Annotated in this window: 14 protein-coding genes and 1 pseudogene; 14 read left to right on the top strand and 1 reads right to left on the bottom strand. The window is 57.4% G+C overall.

Features of this window, described 5'->3' with window-relative positions; genetic code table 11:
• Positions 1 to 18: 18 nt before the first annotated feature.
• Genes AKJ29_RS12185 through arcC form a run of 10 tightly spaced genes read left to right on the top strand, consistent with a single transcriptional unit; the run spans position 19 to position 8,840 of the window.
• Positions 19 to 486, top strand: coding sequence for a copper chaperone PCu(A)C (locus AKJ29_RS12185; protein ID WP_055191288.1), 468 nt, complete (start codon positions 19 to 21; stop codon positions 484 to 486).
• Entirely contained in the window at positions 486 to 1,112 is a 627-nt protein-coding gene (locus AKJ29_RS12180) for an SCO family protein (protein WP_055191286.1), read from the top strand. Before AKJ29_RS12185 ends, AKJ29_RS12180 begins: the two co-directional genes overlap by 1 nt.
• On the top strand, positions 1,109 to 2,482 hold the full coding sequence (locus AKJ29_RS12175; protein ID WP_055191284.1) for a M23 family metallopeptidase: 1,374 nt from the start codon (positions 1,109 to 1,111) through the stop codon (positions 2,480 to 2,482). The genes AKJ29_RS12180 and AKJ29_RS12175 overlap by 4 nt, the downstream gene beginning before the upstream one ends.
• Before the next feature lie 3 nt (positions 2,483 to 2,485).
• Entirely contained in the window at positions 2,486 to 2,944 is a 459-nt protein-coding gene (locus tag AKJ29_RS12170; RefSeq protein ID WP_055191282.1) for a DUF411 domain-containing protein, read from the top strand.
• Between the two features lie 22 nt (positions 2,945 to 2,966).
• Positions 2,967 to 3,749, top strand: a complete 783-nt coding sequence (locus AKJ29_RS12165) for a ZIP family metal transporter (RefSeq protein ID WP_055191280.1) — start codon at positions 2,967 to 2,969, stop codon at positions 3,747 to 3,749.
• Positions 3,750 to 3,781: 32 nt separating this feature from the next.
• Positions 3,782 to 4,186, top strand: coding sequence for a P-type ATPase actuator domain-containing protein (locus AKJ29_RS12160; protein ID WP_055191278.1), 405 nt, complete (start codon positions 3,782 to 3,784; stop codon positions 4,184 to 4,186).
• A gap of 26 nt (positions 4,187 to 4,212) precedes the next feature.
• The gene (locus tag AKJ29_RS12155) at positions 4,213 to 5,661 is read left to right on the top strand and encodes a YfcC family protein (protein ID WP_055191276.1); all 1,449 of its coding nucleotides are present in this window, start codon (positions 4,213 to 4,215) and stop codon (positions 5,659 to 5,661) included.
• A gap of 22 nt (positions 5,662 to 5,683) precedes the next feature.
• Positions 5,684 to 6,910: an arginine deiminase gene (locus tag AKJ29_RS12150; RefSeq protein ID WP_055191274.1), complete on the top strand. Its 1,227-nt coding sequence runs from the start codon at positions 5,684 to 5,686 to the stop codon at positions 6,908 to 6,910.
• Positions 6,911 to 6,924: 14 nt separating this feature from the next.
• Entirely contained in the window at positions 6,925 to 7,926 is a 1,002-nt protein-coding gene (gene argF, locus AKJ29_RS12145) for an ornithine carbamoyltransferase (RefSeq protein WP_055191272.1), read from the top strand.
• Between the two features lie 2 nt (positions 7,927 to 7,928).
• A complete protein-coding gene (gene arcC / locus AKJ29_RS12140) occupies positions 7,929 to 8,840 on the top strand; it encodes a carbamate kinase (protein WP_055191270.1) in 912 nt (303 codons plus the stop codon).
• Positions 8,841 to 9,297: 457 nt separating this feature from the next.
• Here arcC and AKJ29_RS20590 read toward each other — a convergent pair.
• A pseudogene (locus tag AKJ29_RS20590) lies at positions 9,298 to 9,378 on the bottom strand (IS6 family transposase); the annotation flags it as partial.
• A gap of 443 nt (positions 9,379 to 9,821) precedes the next feature.
• On the opposite strand from AKJ29_RS20590, the gene AKJ29_RS20085 reads away from it, so the two are divergent.
• The 4 genes from AKJ29_RS20085 (at position 9,822) to AKJ29_RS12125 (ending at position 13,856) form a co-directional block, all read left to right on the top strand.
• On the top strand, positions 9,822 to 10,169 hold the full coding sequence (locus tag AKJ29_RS20085) for a hypothetical protein (protein WP_235477524.1): 348 nt from the start codon (positions 9,822 to 9,824) through the stop codon (positions 10,167 to 10,169).
• Positions 10,170 to 10,188: 19 nt separating this feature from the next.
• The gene (locus AKJ29_RS12135) at positions 10,189 to 12,213 is read left to right on the top strand and encodes a Tn3 family transposase (RefSeq protein ID WP_235477523.1); all 2,025 of its coding nucleotides are present in this window, start codon (positions 10,189 to 10,191) and stop codon (positions 12,211 to 12,213) included.
• Between the two features lie 129 nt (positions 12,214 to 12,342).
• Positions 12,343 to 12,894 carry a recombinase family protein gene (locus tag AKJ29_RS12130; protein ID WP_055191269.1) on the top strand — a complete coding sequence of 184 codons (552 nt, stop codon included), beginning with the start codon at positions 12,343 to 12,345 and terminating at the stop codon, positions 12,892 to 12,894.
• Between the two features lie 206 nt (positions 12,895 to 13,100).
• The gene (locus AKJ29_RS12125) at positions 13,101 to 13,856 is read left to right on the top strand and encodes a DUF6892 domain-containing protein (RefSeq protein WP_139231453.1); all 756 of its coding nucleotides are present in this window, start codon (positions 13,101 to 13,103) and stop codon (positions 13,854 to 13,856) included.
• The last annotated feature ends 199 nt before the right edge of the window (positions 13,857 to 14,055 follow it).

Genomic DNA, 14,055 nt, shown 5'->3' with positions numbered 1-14,055 from the left:
GATACAGGAGAGTTCTTTATGAAAAAGATACCTTACATCAATCGTTTGACCCTTGTCTTACTGCTCTCGGGCATGTCGGCTCCGGCCTTTGCTGGTTCGCAGGACGTGGTCGTCGAAAACGCGTGGTCCCGTGCTTCAATCGGCGTCAACCGCCCTGGTGCCGCCTATATGACTGTGCGCAACACCGGTGAAGACGCGGTCACGCTGACCGGGCTTACAACACCACTGGCCTTGATGCCCCAGATCCATAAGACGAAAACCAACACCGACGGCGTCAGTTCTATGGCGCCTGCTGACGAAATCACGATTGAACCAGGCCAAAGCGTCGCATTGGAACCGGGCGGGCTGCACGCCATGCTCATGAAGCTGCAAAACCCGATGATCGAAGGCGAGACCTTCCCGCTGACACTGACGTTCTCGGACAGTGGTGAAGTGACTGTCGAGGTCCCAATCCTAGGGATCGCAGCCCGCGGGCCGGAGAGCTGATGCAGCGTCGGCATGTGGTCCAATACGGTGCAGCCAGTGTAGGCGCTGCCGCTCTGATGCTTGGGGTCGGCTGGTGGCGCGTAGAGGGTCCAGGTGCACCAAAAACTGCGGGCCAAAGGCCTCTCTCGCTGTCGGCGATGGATTTCCGATTGACCGATCACGAAGGCAATGGAGTGGGCCCAGAAACCCTGATCGGACGCCCGACCATGGTGGTTTTCGGATTCACCTACTGCCCGGATGTCTGCCCCACAACGTTATCGGATATCTCAGGCTGGCTTGAAGATCTCGGAGACGAAGCCGTGCAGATGAACGTGGTCTTCATCACAGTTGATCCGGAGCGGGACACGGTCGAGGCCATGGCCGAATATGTCGGCTATTTTCATCCGGACATTCGCGGCTGGACTGGGCCGGAAAACCAGGTTGCCCGCGCTGCAGAAGGATTTCGTGTCTCGTATGAGCGCGTCCCGACAGAAGGCGGCGACTATACAATGAACCATACGGCAAGCGTATTCCTGTTCGATGCCAAGGGTGAACTTGTCACCATTATCGACTATCACGAGCCAAGAGAATTCGCAGTGCCGAAGATCCAGCGTGCACTGACAGAAGACGTAGAGGGGGAAACATGAAGATTAGAACTGTTTTGGCGAGCGCTGTGGTCGCAGGCGCTTTCTCGGTGATGGCCACCGCTATATCTGGCGTTCTTTCCAAAGAGCCAGTGCCTCCTGCGATTGCTGAAGCGACTCTCTGGTCTCCCGCTCCGCTCTCGTTGCCTCAGATCGCCGAAACCAATTCAGTACGCTCTTTATTCGGCCAGGCGGATGGCGCTTTTGAACTCAGGCCCGTGCCCCTCCTGCCCGTCTCACAGGCTGATATTTCGTTGCCATCTATCGAGCCCCCCCTCGTGACCTGGTCGCGCGAGATTGCACCGAGAGAAACGCTTGATGCGGTCCTTTCAGATGCGGGATTGGAGGCTTCGGATCGTGCCGAAATCGCCAGGGCGATTGGTGCGGAATATGATCTGCGTCGTTTGCGTCCGGGTCACGTCATTACCGTGGTGTCCACAACGGACGGCACGCCGTATCGTGTAGAACTCGCCATCGAAGATGGTGTCCGGATTGAGACCGTCTTTGGCGAACAGCTTGCCACCCGCGTGTTGGAGCCAGACCCTGAAATGGTGACGATCGCGGGCGAGGCAGTGATCGAAAGCTCTGTCTTCGCGGCTTTGGACAAGGCGGGCATCCCTGCTCGCTTTGCGGTCGACATGGCACAGATGCTGGGCGGCACAGTGGATTTTCGACGCGAACTTTCCGGTGGCGAGACGGTGCGTCTTCTTTGGCGCGAAGCGCGCGACGGAAGCGAGAGGATCGGTCAGCCCGAACTTGCCTTTGCCGCACTGGATCTTGGTGAAACAGTCTACGAGATCGTCTGGCCGGATGACGACAGCGGCAAAGCGACGATCTATGTTGATGGAAAGGTCCTGCGTGTCTTTGCCCAACCGGTGGAAGGAGCGCGGCTGAGTTCCGTCTTTGGCCGTCGCACACACCCAGTCTATGGGAATGTGCGCATGCACACCGGCGTCGACTTTGCTGCGGCAAGAGGTACGCCGGTGAAAGCGACGGCGCCTGGACGCGTGAGCTTCATCGGACGTCGTGGTGGATATGGCCGGGTGGTGGAGATAGCGCATGGATCCGACACCCTGACACGATACGCACATCTCAGCGAGGTGCCGGACACACTCGAGCAAGGGCAGCGCGTGATGGCCGGAGACTTGATCGGTCGCGTCGGTGCAACCGGCACCGCGACCGGCCCAAATCTGCATTATGAGGTTCTGGTCGATGGTCGCCCGACCGATCCTCTCTCAGACGACCGACTGGCAGAGGCGGCCGAGCGGGATGCGGATGACACGGCTGCACTTGAGCGATTGGCTGAGGCACGCTCGCTACTGGCCGAGAGGCTCACCAGAGAATTTGTGCAAATAACAACCGAAAGGCTTTAATCCATGAAACGACTGGCTCCCGCCCTTGCAGTCACGCTAGCCTTGTTTCCCGCGGCGCAAGCTGTCGCCGATGCGATCCAGATTGACGTCCGGAAGACAAACGGCTGTGGCTGTTGCCTGTCCTGGATGAAGCACCTTGAGGAAAGCGGATTCGCGCCGATAGGCGAGGACATGTTCGGGGGATCTCTTGTGCGCTTCAAACTTGACAATGGCGTGCCTCAGGGCATGGTCTCCTGCCATACGGCTTTGGTCGACGGCTACGTGATCGAAGGTCATGTGCCGGCATCAGACATTCAGCGTTTGTTGGATGAGCGTCCAGATGCAGCGGGGCTGGCGGTGCCGGGAATGCCCTATGGCGCGCCGGGCATGGGACCGGAGGATGATCGTGAGGCTTATGACGTCTCCCTGATCCGCGGCGATGGATCGACCGAGATCTTTAGCAGCTATTCAGTCACTAACTGACCCATCGACAGGACCTCAACCCTTGGAATTCTTTTCCCCAATAACCCTCGGTTTTCTTGGAAGCCTGGCTGCCGGGTCGCTGACCGCGATCGGGGCGATTCCCGTTCTTTTCGGGCGCATCCCCTCCCGGGCTACGCGGGATCTTCTGCTTGGCTTCGCTGCGGGTGTCATGCTCGCTGCATCGTTTTTCTCGCTGATCATCCCGGCTCTCGACGCTGCCGAAGGACAGTTCGACAACGGTGCTCTCCCGGCGGCCATCGTCTGTGTTTCGATCCTGCTTGGTATGGGCGCGGTTGCCCTGATGAACGAAAAGCTGCCGCATGAGCATTTCAAGACGGGGCGGGAAGGCCCAGACGCTGCTTCACTGCGCCGCGTCTGGCTTTTCATCATTGCGATCACCATCCACAACTTCCCCGAGGGGCTTGCTGTCGGGGTCGGGTTCGGGGCCAACGGACTTTCGGGCGGCTTGCCGCTGGCTCTTGGCATCGGGCTGCAGAACGCTCCTGAGGGTCTCGCGGTGGCGGTCTCGTTGCTTGGCGAGGGCTATTCCAGGCGCCGCGCCTGGGGTATCGCCGCCCTGACAGGTCTTGTTGAGCCGGTGGGCGGGCTTCTGGGTGCTGGCATCATCAGCATCACGCAGCCGCTGTTGCCATGGGGCCTCGCCTTCGCCGCAGGGGCGATGCTCTACGTCATCAGCCATGAAATCATTCCCGAAACCCACCGTTCCGGCCATCAAAACAGGGCGACACTCGGTCTCGCGGTCGGCCTCGTGATCATGTTGTTTCTAGATGTATGGCTGGGATGATGAGATACAACAGCCCCATTTCCAAGGGTCCATTGCAGCTGGAACTGCGGGCACGCGCCGGAGCATCTGCGGCGATCCGGGCTCTTCTCGATCTTGCGCTACCCAAGGCTGCCCTGATCCGCAACGGTGCAGAGATAGAGGTGCCGACCTCTGAAGTGCTGGAAGGTGAAACCGTGGTGATCCGGCCGGGCAACAAGCTTTCGGTGAAGGGTGCGGTCGTCGAAGGATCGCCCTTGGTGGACGAGTCGATGCTGACCGTCGAGCCGATGCCGGTCAGCAAGGCCCGGGGCGATACCGTCATCGGTGCCACGATCAACAAAAGCGGCGCGTTCCGCTATCGCGCCACCAAGGTCGGCGCTGACACGGCATTGGCGCAGATCGTCAAGCTGGTGCAAGAGGCGTCGAATTCAGCACCTCAAACACATCAAACACCTTAAACACATTGAAAGAAGGGGAGGCCACAATGACCGATACATCTATAGACAAAAAGCCCGATGAGGGCGGATTGGCAGCACGCTTTCCCACCGCCTATTCCATCCTTTTTCTGCTGATCATCGCCGTTGCGGCCCTGACCTGGATCATCCCTGCCGGGCAGTACGACCGCGCAATGAACGAAGAGGTTGGCCGCGAGGTCGCGGTGCCGGGTACCTATCAGACAGTCGACGCGAATCCGCAGGGTTTCATGGAGGTCATGCTGGCACCTGTCGCGGGGTTCTATGACCCCGACAGCTATGCCGCCAATGCCATCGACGTAGCGCTGTTCGTGCTGCTTCTGGGTGGCTTTCTGGGCGTGGTGAATGCCACAAAGGCTATCGACACCGGAGTTCAGACGGCCATGGTGCGCCTGAAAGGGCACGAGATATGGATGATTCCTATCCTCATGTCGCTTTTTGCACTGGGGGGAACCACCTATGGCATGGCCGAAGAGACATTGGCCTTCTACGCGCTGCTAATCCCTGTGGTCATCGCCGCAGGATACGATTCCATAACAGGGGTGGCAATCATCCTGATCGGCGCTGGTATCGGCACGCTGGGATCTACCATCAACCCCTTTGCCACGGTGATTGCGTCCAATGCAGCGGGTATTCCATTCACAGAAGGTATGGCGCTGCGGCTGCTCATACTGATCGGCGGCCTTGCGATCTGCATCGCCTATGTCATGCGCTACGCGTCCAGGATCAAGGCAGACCCGGCGCGATCTGTCGTTGCCGCACAACGCGACAGCGACCAGCGGTACTTCCTGAAGGAGACGGATGCGGAATTCAGCGAGCCGAAGCTGACCGGCACACAGAAGCTGGTTCTGATCCTGTTCTTTGCCACCTTCGCCGTGATGATCTGGGGTGTGTCGAGTCAGGGCTGGTGGATGGCCCGGATGGGGGCGCTGTTCTTTGGTATGGCCATCGTTGTCGGTCTGGTCGCCCGGATGGGTGAAAAGAAGCTGACCTCTGCTTTTGTTGATGGTGCCAAGGATCTGCTCGGGGTGGCCCTGGTGATCGGGCTGGCGCGCGGCATCGTGGTGATCATGGAGCAAGGCCTGATCGCTGATACGATCTTGAACAGTGCGGCCGACACCCTCGGTGGCCTGCCGGAAATCGCGTTCATCAACCTGATGCTCTGGATCGAGATCGGGATGAGCTTTCTGGTGCCTTCTTCCTCCGGCCTGGCGGTTCTGTCGATGCCGATCCTGGCCCCGTTGGGGGATTTTGCGGGCGTCGGCCGCGACCTTGTCGTGACGGCCTATCAATCCGCAAGCGGGCTGGTGAACCTGATCACGCCCACATCCGCCGTGGTGATTGGCGGTCTGGCGATCGGACGTGTGTCGTTCGACCGGTGGATCGTTTTCGTGTGGCCCTTGCTGCTGATCCTGGTCGTGTTCATCTCGGTCAGCATCAGTTTGGCCGCCGCTCTTTAACAAAAAACAGGAGTTATTTCAGATGCTTGAGCAGAAACTGGGCGTTCATTCGGAAACGGGGCAATTGCGGCAGGTGATCGTGTCACCGCCTGGCCTTGCCCACCGCCGCCTGACACCCGACAATTGTTCCGATCTGTTGTTCGATGATGTGTTCTGGGTCAAGCAGGCGATCAAGGACCATGTCGTCTTTGCCGATATCATGCGCGGCGAGGGCGTCGAGGTGCTGGACGCCATGGCGCTTCTGGCCGAGACGCTGGATATGGCAGAAGCCCGCACCTGGGTGCTCGATCATCGTATCACCCGCAATGAGGTCGGTGTTGGGATGCGGGACGAACTGCGCGCCTGGATGGAAGAGCTGCCCGGTGCCGACTTGGCGCGTTTTCTTGTCGGCGGGATCATGGTCGATGACCTCCCTTTCACCCCATCCGGCATGTTTGGCAGCTATCTCGGCCTCGACGGTTTTATTCTGCCGCCGCTGCCCAATTTCATCTTTACACGAGACAATTCCGCCTGGGTCTATGGTGGAGTCTCCCTGAACCCGATGTACTGGCCGGCCCGGCGACCCGAAACGCTGTTGATGGCTGCCGTCTATCGGTTCCACCCCAAATTCACGGGGGCACGGGTCTGGTTTGGCGATCCGACACGCGAATTCGGTTCCGCCACGCTGGAGGGGGGGGACATCATGCCCATTGGCCATGGCGTGGTGATGGTCGGTATGGGCGAGCGATCGTCCCCGCAGGCGGTGGGCCAGTTGGCCGACGCATTGTTCCAGGGGGGGGACGTGACACGGGTCATCGCCTGTCAGATGCCCCGTTCGCGGGCTGCGATGCATCTGGATACTGTGTTCACCCATTGTGGCAATGATGTTGTGACCACCTTCAAGGAAGTGGCCGATGCGATCACCTGTTACGATCTGCGTCCCGGCGCCGGCAGTGCCGCGCTCGATATCCGGCGCGATGCCCGGCATCTGTTCGAGATCACCGCAGAGATACTGGGCTTCAAGAAGCTGCATCTTGTGCCCACCGGCGGCGGTGATCTGGCCGAACAATCGCGCGAACAATGGAACGATGGCAACAACGTGCTGGCGCTGCGGCCCGGTGTTGTCATTGGCTATGATCGCAACGACGACACCAATGCGGCATTGAAGGACGCCGGGATCGAAGTTCTGGCCATCCCCGGCGCCGAACTGGGCAGGGGCAGGGGTGGAAGCCACTGCATGAGCTGCCCCACCATCCGCGACGCAATCTGACAAAAGGAAATCCCATGTCCTACAACCTGCGAAACCGCCACTTTCTGGCTCTGCGCGACTTTAGTCCGCAGGAGATTGGGTTTCTTCTGAAACTTTCGGCTGATCTCAAGGCGGCCAAATATGGCGGCTATGAAGTGCCGCGCCTGACTGGCAAGGAAATCGCCTTGATATTTGAAAAGGATAGTACACGGACCCGTGTCGGCTTTGAGGTGGCCGCCCACGATCAAGGCGCCCATGTCACCTATCTGGGGCCGTCAGGTTCGCACCTCGGCAAGAAGGAAACCGTCAAGGATACAGCTCGTGTCCTGGGCCGGGTCTATGACGCGATCGAATACCGCGGCTTTGGCCATCCCATTGTTGAGACTCTGGCACAATATGCCGGAGTGCCGGTCTATAACGGCCTGACCGATGAATTCCACCCCACGCAGATCCTGGCGGATTTCCTGACCATGTCTGAACATTCGGACACGCCGCTAAACCAGATTGCCTATGCTTTTCTGGGGGATGCAGGAAACAATATGGGTGATAGCCTGCTGATCGGCGGTGCCAAGATGGGCATGGATGTACGCCTGTGCGGGCCAAGGGCCTGCTGGCCTGATGTCGCGATACAGGAAGAGGCGCAGACGATCGCGCAGGCCACCGGCGCGCGGATCATGATCACCGAAGATGTCGACGAGGCTGTGAACGGGGTCGATTTTATCTACACCGATGTCTGGCTGTCCATGGGCGAATCCAAGGAGAAATGGGGCGAACGCATTCGTCAGCTTCTGCCCTATCAGGTCAACTCTGATGTGATGGCAAGGACCGGCAATCCCCAAGCCAAATTCATGCATTGCCTTCCCGCCTTTCACAACGCCGAAACTGCGGTTGGCGTCGAAATCGCGGAACACTTTGGCATTACTGCGATGGAAGTGACCGAAGAGGTGTTCGAAGGCCCGGCTTCGATTGTCTTTGATCAGGCCGAGAACCGCCTGCACACGATCAAAGCGGTCCTTGTCGCCACCTTGGGGAACTAGAGATGCTGGTGGTCGCGGCCCTTGGCGGAAATGCGCTGCTGCAACGGGGGCAACCTCTGACGGCAGACAATCAACGTAGCAATGTACGTGCCGCGTCCGTGGCGCTGGCGGATATCGTGCGCGCCGGGCACAGGTTGGTGGTGACGCATGGTAACGGACCGCAGGTCGGGCTTCTGGCACTTCAGGGCGCGGCCTACAAGCCAGATGAGGCATTCCCTCTCGACGTGCTGGGGGCGGAATCCGTTGGAATGATCGGCTATATGATCGAGCAGGAACTTGAGAATGCGCTGGGTCATGTGCAGCCGGTCGCAACGCTGCTGACGCAGGTCGTGGTCAACGCTGACGACCCCGCGTTTCAGGCACCCACCAAGTTCATCGGGCCGGTCTATACCCGAGACGAGGCTGAAACACGCGCCGCCGCCGCGGGTTGGAGCATCGCGCAGGATGGTGACAAATGGCGGCGCGTCGTGCCTTCGCCAAAGCCGCAGGACATTCCGGACCTGCGTGTACTGCGCCTGCTGCTGGATCAGGGGGTGATCGTGATCTGCACCGGGGGCGGCGGCATTCCGGTGCTGCGGCTGCCCGATGGCAGCATGACCGGTGTCGAAGCCGTAATCGACAAGGATGCCGCCAGCGCACTGCTCGCTCAGCGTCTCGGCGCGAATGCGCTGCTTCTGCTCACTGATGTGGATGCGGCCTATCGGAATTTCGGAACCGATGATGCCGAGCCGATCCATAGGCTTACCCCGCAAGAGGCGCGCAAGCTGGACCTTCCTGCAGGTTCGATGGGCCCCAAGATGGTGGCAGCGGCTGATTTCGCGGAGGCAGGAGGGCTTGCCGGTATCGGCCGGCTTGAGGATGCGCTGGCGCTGCTCAACGGAACGACCGGGACACAGGTGCGTTCAATGCCCTGAGGACCATCCGAAACCGCAGCCGGACAATCAGCACGACGGAACCAGTCTATCAAGGTAAAGCAGCGCGGGTGTCGCGCTGCGCCAACCCGGACTGGGAGGATGCAGCGTGTACCGCTTTGCTATATTGCGTCAGTCAAAGGCCTTGGCCGCGATTGCTGGTATTCCGGCTCTTTTGCAAACTTTTCGGCAGGCCACAATCGCCCTTCTGAGAGGCACAATTATGCTGCGCGCTGCTGTTCAAGCCACGCCATTGTCTCTGGCATGACACATGGCCCAACACCAAAGGCACGTTCGATCATGCGCTTTTCGCTGATGGGGGCGCGGGTCAGATTGAACATGCGGCCTTTTCTGTGTTGATCTTACTGGGTTTTTTCCAGTCCTTGCAGCCCTTTATGGCCTTGCCCAGAAAGCGTTTCGCCTTATTATTGAGACACAATAATTAAGGCGAAACGCTTTAGCTGATGCCACAGCGGCAGTCCCACCGACCCGCCCAAAGCACGACCTCACCCGTGAAATGACGCCCTTTGAAAGCACTCATGGCTTGCCTCCTTCGACACCGCCTTGCCAGCTTGAAAAAAGTTGAGAAAAGTTTGCAACAGAGCCAGATGCCCCTTTTCCCTTTGCTCCAAATTGGCCCAACTGGCCCGAGCGTGTAAAAGTGGCCAAAGTTCAGAACATTTGTGAACAAGTAGTCTTGCAATGACTTTGAAATGCCGTAGCCATTTGCTTTCGAACAGTATTTGGGGGGGTAAGCAGATGGACAGTATCGCGGCACGGGACTGGAGCCTGTCCTTTCAGGATATGGAATTTCTCTCATTTCTGCCCCAGACGGTTCGGCCGAGCCGGTTGTTTTCTGACCGCACTGCACGCCGATACAGACTGGAGGTTGCTAGACATCTGGACCTTTCCAGACCCCGGGAGTGTCATCGTGCTGAACTTCAAGAATGGTTGCGGTCTGCGATCTGCCCAAGTGGCGACTCCATGGTGGATATGCTTGATCAGTGCTTTCGTTGTTTCCGCGATCAAAGTCTTCTCCCGCCAGCAGAAGGTGTTCTTATTCGGTCTGTTCGACCCGCCCAGAGCGCTTTTGTTGATGATTTGTTCAAGAAAATCACAGGATCGCTGGCTTCAAAAACCGTGACATCTTTGGAAGCCAGCTTGGCTGATCCTTGTGGCGATCATGGTTTTCAACGTCTGAAGGACGATGTTGGGGCCGCGACATTGGGCAATGTTCTGAATGCGGCAGATCGGCTTGCCTTCATTCGGGACCTCGACCTGCCGTTTGATGTGATCAGAGCGTCTGCTGATCGAAGTCGTGCATCGCATTGATACGCGATCAAAAACCAAGGTGATTAGTAGAATTGCCGCAGACATAAACAAGGTACACGGCAAGGAACAATTGCTGGTGGATATCGCGACGGCGGCGATGATGGCGCCGAATGGCAAGGTGTCGGATGTCATCTTTCCCATCGCAGGTGCATCCAAGCTGAAGGCCATCATTGATGAGCACAATGCTAAGGGTACGCTCAATGTTCAGATCCAGACGGTGATGCGGGGATCCTATGCCAGTCACTATCGCCCGATGCTGCCTTCCTTACTATCCGTTCTGAGATTTAGGTCGAACAATGAGACATGGCGACCGATCCTTGATGCCTTGGCTCTGATTGCCCGCCTCAACGAAGAAGGGCGTCGCACTGCACCGGCCTCTCTCGCTCCAGAAGGATCGATCCCGAGCAAATGGTGTGCAACTGTGTTGGATGAACGAGGCCGGATGAATCTCATATCTTATGAGCTCTGTATCCTGACCCAATTACGAGAGCGGATTCGGGCAAAGGAAATCTGGATCGAGGGTGCGGATCGTCATCGTAATCCGGACAATGATCTACCAAAGGATTTTCCCGAGAAACGCGCGGCCTATTACAGCGGGCTGAACCTCACTCAGGACGCACAGGCATTTAGCCAGTCCGTTCGCACGCAAGTAGAACAGGAGCTTCTAGAGCTGAATGTCACGCTACCTGACAATGACATGGTCCGCTTGCGCTGGTCGGGTGACAACCGGATCAGCATCACGCCCTTCAAACCAGCCCCTGAGCCCAAGGGTCTGATTGGCCTCAAATCCGAGGTCAATCGGCGATGGCCCATGGCGGGACTGTTGGATACGTTGAAGGAAACGGCGCTAGACACGGGCTTTCTTGATGCCTTTGAGACCTCCGCGACCAGAGAGGCGTTGCCAGCCGACATTCGGGATCAACGTTTGCTGCTCTCCTTATATGGTCTGGGTACAAATGCGGGTTTGAAGCGTGTTGCTGCTGGGGTGCCCGGGACCAGTTATGACGAGCTGTTGCACATTCGACGGCGCTATATTGACCCAGCCTCTCTGCGTGCCGCGGCCGCGCGCGTTGCAGATGCCACCCTTGCCATCCGCAATCCCAGCGTCTGGGGCGAGGCAGGCACGGCCTGTGCATCAGACTCCACCAAGTTCGGGGCCTGGGACCGAAATCTGATGACGGAATGGCACGCCCGCTATGGCGGGCGTGGGGTGATGATCTATTGGCATGTCGCGCAGCAAGCGACCTGTATCTATTCTCAGCTGAAGCGCTGTTCATCGTCTGAAGTGGCATCCATGATCGAAGGTGTGCTGCGTCATTGCACGGACATGGAGATCCAGCGCCAATATGTGGACAGCCATGGCCAAAGCGCAATTGGGTTTGCATTCTGTCACCTTCTCGGCTTTGAGCTTGCCCCACGGCTGAAAGCGATCGCCGAACAGAAGCTGGCCCTGCCGAGCGCTGGCATGCGGGCGAAGCTTCCAAACCTATTGCCAATCCTGTCAGGTACGATCGATTGGAATGAGATTGAGCGGCAATATGATGAGATGGTCAAATACGCTGCGGCCATGCAGCACGGCACTGCGGACCCGGAAGCCATTCTCCGCTGCTTTGCGCGTGCTGATGTCATGCACCCAACCTACAAGGCACTTGCTGAACTCGGCCAGGCAATCAAAACAATCTTCCTGTGTCGTTATCTCCGATCCGAGACGTTCCGCCGCGAAATCCATGAGGGCCTGAATGTGGTTGAGAACTGGAACAGCGCCAACGGCTTTATCTTCTTCGGCAAGGGCGGCGAGATTTCCAGCAACCGGATTGCCGATCAGGAAATCTCAGCGCATGCGCTGCATTTGCTTCAGGCATCCCTCGTTTATGTGAATACTCGTATGGTGCAATCGGTGCTGTCGGAGCCGACCTGGGCAAACCGCCTGTCTGAGCGCGATTACCGTGGTCTCTCCCCATTGATCTATTCGCACATCAATCCCTACGGGCGGTTTGATGTGGATTTGGACAAGCGGATCGACTTTGGACGACAAGCGGCGTGATCCATATGCACAAAAGAGTGCACCCACAGGAGACAGGCTGATGTGACAAAGTGAAATGTCACAAATGGGTAGTCAAACGACTAATGGTACAGCATCAAAGCGTAAGCCACCCTAATGTGACAGGTTCCCATGCCTAAGATCGGATACGCCCGCGTCAGTACATCAAGCCAGGATCTCGACATTCAGAAAGCAAAGCTGAATGCGGCGGGATGTGAGGTCATCCGTTCGGAAACCGTTTCTGGTGCTTCCCGTGATGATCGTTCTGAGCTGGCGACAGTGATGGAGTTTCTGCGCGACGGGGACGAATTGGTCGTGCATCGTCTCGATCGCCTCGGCCGATCCACTCGCGATGTGCTGAATCTGGTCCATGAACTTGATGCCAAAGGCGCATCGCTCCGGGTGCTTGAACCGGAAGTCACCACCGCCGGGGATATGGGCCGCATGGTCATCACCGTCCTCGGCATGGTCGCCGACATGGAGCTCAAGTTCATTCGGGATCGTCAACGCGCTGGAATCGAAGTCGCCAAAGATAAAGGCATCTACAAGGGGCGGCGAAAGTCTGTAGATGATGAGGAAATCCGGCGGCTGGCAGGTGAGGGCACCGCAAAAGCCCAGATCGCCCGTGATCTCGGCGTTTCCAGAATGACGGTCTACCGGGCTCTCGCTGATGCCGAAACCTGAAGCCGCCGTTCGTTCAGGACGCGGCGGCTTCAAAGTCAGAGCCCATTTTGACCTATTTTCTTCATTAAAGCGAATGCCGGCTTGGGAATTGTGGGACTTGATGGCAATGTCACCATGGTGTCGCAATGCTTGCCTTGATGTCTAAGGATGAAGGGTGGATCGAACTATGAATCTCTTTATACTCTCCGGCCAATGTAACCGTTGAGATGGAAAGAAAATTGGGGGGCGTTGGCATTTTGAAAGGTTTGCAGGCATGGAGTGGCGCGATAGCAATTGGCGCGGCCGCACTTTCGCAGACTGCGACCGCTCAATCCTACCCGGAGCCTCGCGGTGAAACTGGAGCGCCATTTGCTGATCCAAACTTAAAACTTGTGGTGCTGTCATCGCTTCTTGAGGAAGGGCACATCGATTTAGGGGAAAGCTCTGATTTCCTGTCTTGGGTCCTAGACCAACCTGTGTCCGATCCATGGGACCTTGGGTTTGGAATAATTCAACCGGCGTATGATTACCTCGCCCGATATCCCCTCGGCCAGAGCCTTCTCGATGAGGTGGAAACGTTATCCTTTGATGGAGGCCTAGAAATCTATTTCTACGTAAGTCCGACTTGGGATGGTGAGACGGAAGACTTCGACATATCGAGCTTTGAGGGACTTCAACATTTGCGAAACCTACGGGTTTTTGAAGCTTCATCGATGATCCCCGAACTCGATCTAAATCTGTTAGCGGGCTTTGATAAGTTGGAAGTGATTGAAGGCGGCGTACCCGTTTCAAACACCGAGGCTCTTTTGGCCATGCCAACTCTTCGCTCCGTCGAACTTGTCGGTAACGATCTGTATCGCGATGTGCGTAGTATCGGACATCGCCAAAATGACCTGTTTGAAACATTAAAGAACAACGGTGTGGATGTTTGGGTTCATTGGATGACTTGGCTAGGAGAAAATCCACCGCCAGCTTACCAATAGCTGCAACTGTACAAATCTTTCCAAAAATCAGCGAATGTTGAACGGTTCGCCAAACCAGACATTAGGGGAAGCGAGGGGAATGGCTTTTTTGTCCGCATCTTACTAGTTCACGCACGGCGCGGCGAAGGTCGGTTACTTTTGCAAGTTCTTATATTGTTCTGATTTTTGGCCACTTTTGCACGCTCGGTCCAGTTGGGCC

This window comes from Aliiroseovarius crassostreae (assembly GCF_001307765.1).
GTDB classification, from domain to species: Bacteria; Pseudomonadota; Alphaproteobacteria; order Rhodobacterales; family Rhodobacteraceae; genus Aliiroseovarius; species Aliiroseovarius crassostreae.
This window is presented reverse-complemented; position numbering and strand designations above follow the sequence as displayed.